2 protein-coding genes and 3 pseudogenes are annotated in these 3,951 nt (G+C 67.8%); 2 read left to right on the top strand and 3 right to left on the bottom strand.

What is annotated here, in order from left to right; genetic code table 11:
- Positions 1-784, top strand: a pseudogene (locus tag GJ632_RS20185) (alcohol dehydrogenase catalytic domain-containing protein); the annotation flags it as partial.
- A gap of 45 nt (positions 785-829) precedes the next feature.
- On the opposite strand, the gene GJ632_RS20180 reads toward GJ632_RS20185, so the two are convergent.
- Both GJ632_RS20180 and GJ632_RS20175 read right to left on the bottom strand, forming a co-directional pair.
- Positions 830-1,366, bottom strand: a complete 537-nt coding sequence (locus GJ632_RS20180) for a dihydrofolate reductase family protein (RefSeq protein WP_191453863.1) — start codon at positions 1,364-1,366, stop codon at positions 830-832.
- Between the two features lie 424 nt (positions 1,367-1,790).
- Positions 1,791-1,997, bottom strand: coding sequence for a cold-shock protein (locus tag GJ632_RS20175; RefSeq protein ID WP_089807816.1), 207 nt, complete (start codon positions 1,995-1,997; stop codon positions 1,791-1,793).
- Between the two features lie 339 nt (positions 1,998-2,336).
- On the opposite strand from GJ632_RS20175, the pseudogene GJ632_RS20170 reads away from it, so the two are divergent.
- Positions 2,337-2,713, top strand: a pseudogene (locus tag GJ632_RS20170) (EamA family transporter).
- A 32-nt stretch (positions 2,714-2,745) separates the two neighbouring features.
- On the opposite strand, the pseudogene GJ632_RS20165 reads toward GJ632_RS20170, so the two are convergent.
- A pseudogene (locus tag GJ632_RS20165) lies at positions 2,746-3,921 on the bottom strand (inorganic phosphate transporter).
- Positions 3,922-3,951 lie beyond the last annotated feature (30 nt).

Raw genomic sequence — 3,951 nt, 5'->3', positions numbered from 1 at the left:
CGTCGAACCCCGGCGACCGGGTCGTCCTCTGCCCGAACGAGACGTGCGGCACCTGTCGCTTCTGCCGCGAGGGCCCCGAGAACCTCTGCGAGAACTTCTCGCTGTACCACGGTGGCCTCGCCGAACGGGCACTCGTGGCGGCCGACCGCCTCGTCTCGCTCCCCGCGCCGTCGACGCGACGACGGCCGCCGCCCTCCCGACGGCGTACCTGACCGCCTTCCACATGCTCCGGCGGGCCGAGGTGGGACCGAACGACCTCGTGTTCGTCCCCGGCGCGACGGGCGGCGTCGGCGTCGCGGGCGTCCAACTCGCGGCAGTCCTCGGCGCTCGCACCGTCGGCACCTCCTCGTCGGCGTCGAAACTCGACCGGTTGACCGAGTTGGGACTGGACCACGCTGTCGAGAGCACGGACCCCGACGAGATACGCCCGGCCGTCGCGGACATCGGCCCCGCCGACGCCGTCCTGAATCACCTCGGCGGCGCGTACACCCAACTCGGACTGGACGCCCTCCGCCGCGGCGGGCGGATGGTCGTCTGCGGTCGGACCGCCGGTCGGTACTCCGAGATAGACATCCCCGACCTGTTCCTGAGACACAAGTCGGTCGTCGGCAGTACGATGGGGACGCAGGCGGACCTCGAACGACTGGTCGGCCTCGTCGCCGACGGGAGACTGGACCCCGAGATTGACGAGACGTTCCCGCTGGACTCGACCGGCGCGGCGTTCCGGACGATGCGGGACAGAGAGAGCATCGGGAAACTCGTCGTCACGAACGAGACGGCGTAGCGCGCGGGTGAGACACGCATCCCGGCGACGCCGACGGCCGAGCGTTCAGTCGAGGAACTCGTAGTGCTGTTCGACGATGCCGCTGTCGTCGGACGCCGTGTCGAGTAACCGAAGACGCTGTCGGTCGTAGTCGCCGTCGAAGAGTCGAATCCCGTCGCCGAGGAGTATCGGGGCGAGAAACAGCCGCAAGTGGTCGATTTCCCTCGCCCGGAGGAACGACTGCGCCAGTTGCGCACCGCCGACCAGCCAGACGTGGTCGTGCTTCCGTTCGAGTTCTCCGGCGACCGCGGCCACGTCTCGGTCGACGAACTCGACCGCCTCGGTCGCGGGCGAGAGCTCTCTGTGCGTGAACACGTACGTCGGCGTCTCGCCGTAGGGCCACTCGCCGAACCCGAGAACCTGCTGGTACGTTGTCGCGCCCATGACGAGACAGTCGACGCTCTCGAGGAACTCCGAGAATCCGCCCGTCGCTTCGCTTCCCTCCGACTCCGACCCGTACTGGTCGAGCCAGTCGACGCCCCCGTCCTCGTCGGCGAGGTACCCGTCGACGCTCGTCGCGATGTAGAGTGTCACGTGACCCATACCGCTTCTCGGGCGGGCCGGTACAAAGGCACACCCACGCGCGTCCGGCGACGCCCGACGTGTCGTTCGCTCTCTACTTCGCGTCTACTCTCGGATTCAATGCAGACATAGCAGTTTAGTACACGCCGTGCCACGGCGTAACTCGCTAGGACGCTTCCCGACGGCAAAGAACCGGGACAGTCGTCGGTCGTGGAGTATCTCTCGAACGGTCCGAACCGCGCAGACGCGTGCCGTCCGCCGCCGCGACCGCTGATAGCGAGTGTCTGAGTCTCGCTGGTCGTGCCGAAGACACGGCGCGTATCGGCCAGCGAAGCGCTCGCGAATCGGACGGACGGCGGATGCAGATAGCGTCCGCTCGGAGGCGTACCAGTCTGAAAAATCGAAGTCGTCGGTCGTCGCCGTGAGCGACGAGCCTGTCTCGGTGTTACGTCCGGACGACGTTCGCCGCGCGGGGCCCCTTCGGAGAGGACTCGATGTCGAACTCCACCTCGGTCCCCTCGGTGAGGTCTTCGCCGCCGACGTCTTCCATGTGGAAGAAGACGTCTTCGTCGTCGTCGAGGTCGCCGTCGTCAGTCGAAATGAAACCGTAGCCGCCCGTGTCGTTGAAGAATTCAACCGTACCGTTTGCCATTACAAACAAACGTAGAGCCGGCCGAGGGATAACCCTTCCGAGGGTCGGGGTACCACGACACTTCACGAGTTCGCACGCACCGTTTCGCGGTCCGTTCGGCGCCGAGGTGGCGAACGAGCGACCCGTCCGGGAAAGACGCGCCCTCGATAGCCAGCACGCGGAGTGTGCCAGTCGCCGTGTCCGCCACAGTTCGTGCCGAATACGGCGCGCGAGTCGGCCGCCGACGGTCGCCGCTCCCGCCTCGTTCAGAACTGCGACGACCGGAGCCGTTTAGCGTCACAGGGGGAACGTGCGCACAGAGGGCCCTCCCACTCGGCCGTAGCGTTCGAATCGCTGACGATGGCTTCGTGGGGCGTCTGGATCGCCGTGGGGAACGCCGCCTCCGATTCCGTGGACCCGGAGACGGCCGCCGCACTCTCGTATCTCGTCGCGACCGCCCTCGCAGTCGGGTTCGTCTTCTCGTCGGGGGCCTCGCTGACCGTCACGCCGCGAGGCGGGATGCTCGCCGCCGTGGCCGGCCTGTTCGCGGGAATCGGCTTCGTCTCGATGTCCCTCGGCCTCTCACGTGGCTCGACGACGGTCGTCTCGGGGCTCGGTGCCATGTACTTCGTCGTCCAGCGTTCATCGGGATGGCCGCGCTCGGCGACGAAATCACCGCGACGAGAGTCGCGGGACTCCCGCTCGCGGGCGTCGGCGTCGCCCTCGTCGCTCAGTGAGAGGGCCGGCCACGGGGCGCGCCCGCGGCGGCTCAGAACCCGAATATCGGGACGAACCGGAACGTGAGGTAGGCACCGGCCGTCGCGATGGCCGGCACGACGTCTGCATCATGACGACCCGAGCGGTCGTCACCGGGTTGAACAGCGCCCCCGGGCTGGGGATGTCCTCGGGGTCCTCCGCGCCGATGGGCGGAAGCGTCTCGCCCTCCTCGTCGGCCGCTAGCGCGTCGACCGTGACCGGCGACCCGCCGTCGCCGGTGACCACCTCGGGAGCGGTCATCGGTCGAGTCGCTCGGCCCCAGCCCAGTCCGACGATGGACATCGTCGCGATGATGACGAAGCTCGCGGGGATGCCGAGCGCCGAGAGGAAGACGACCAGCGTCGAGGAGACCGACGCGACGACGATGGCCGCGGTCAGCGGTAGCTCCGTGATGTCGCTACCCATCGTCTCCAGCGTTCGTCGGGCGATGGTGAACGCCCCGACGGTGACGGCGACGCCGCCGAAGACGATGGCCGGGTTCATCGCCAACTCGCCGCTGCGACCAGCGGTGCGACGGCGTTGGCGATGTTCGAGGTGCCCGAGGAGAACGCCATCAGACAGCCGATGGCGACGACGGTGAACGTCCCGGCGAGTTCCCGGCGGTTGGTCGTCCGGTGGACGCGCGGGACGGGGACGAGGCCGGACCGGTCGACGTCGAGCAGCGGTCCCGTACTGCGCTCCATCGCGACCAACCCGTTCAGCCGTGCGTAGAAGTATCGGCCGATGATCAGCGAGACCCAGAACCCGACGATGGGCGAGACGACCCACCAGATGACTATCTCCCCCATCACGGCGAGGTCCAACACGCCACCGGCCAGTCCGAGACCGGCGATGGCACCCACGGCGGTCATCGACGTCGAGCCGGCACGCCGTAGACGTTCCCGACCAGGAGTGCGACGCCGATGAAGAAGAGCACCGCGATAGAGGATTCGAGCGTGAAGATACCGGTGTCGACGACCAATTCGCTTCCGAGTTTCGTCACGACGTTCCGACCGAGCGTCCAGGCGCCGAGGAAGAAGAACACGCCCATCAGTGCCGCGGCGACGGGCTTGGAGATGGCGTCGGCTCCGACCGCCGGACCGAACGCCGGCCCCGTGGTCGACCCACCGATGTTGTAGGCGACGAACATCGCCACGAGGACGCCAGCGACGAGGAGTACGCTTATCACGACGTCTCGGCCTCGTCGGAGTCGGCGGCC

Origin of the sequence: Halogeometricum sp. CBA1124 (assembly GCF_009741955.1) — an archaeon.
In the GTDB taxonomy this organism is placed as follows: Archaea; Halobacteriota; Halobacteria; order Halobacteriales; family Haloferacaceae; genus Halogeometricum; species Halogeometricum rufum.
Note: the sequence above shows the minus strand (reverse complement) of the source record. Positions and strands in the feature narration are given on the sequence as shown.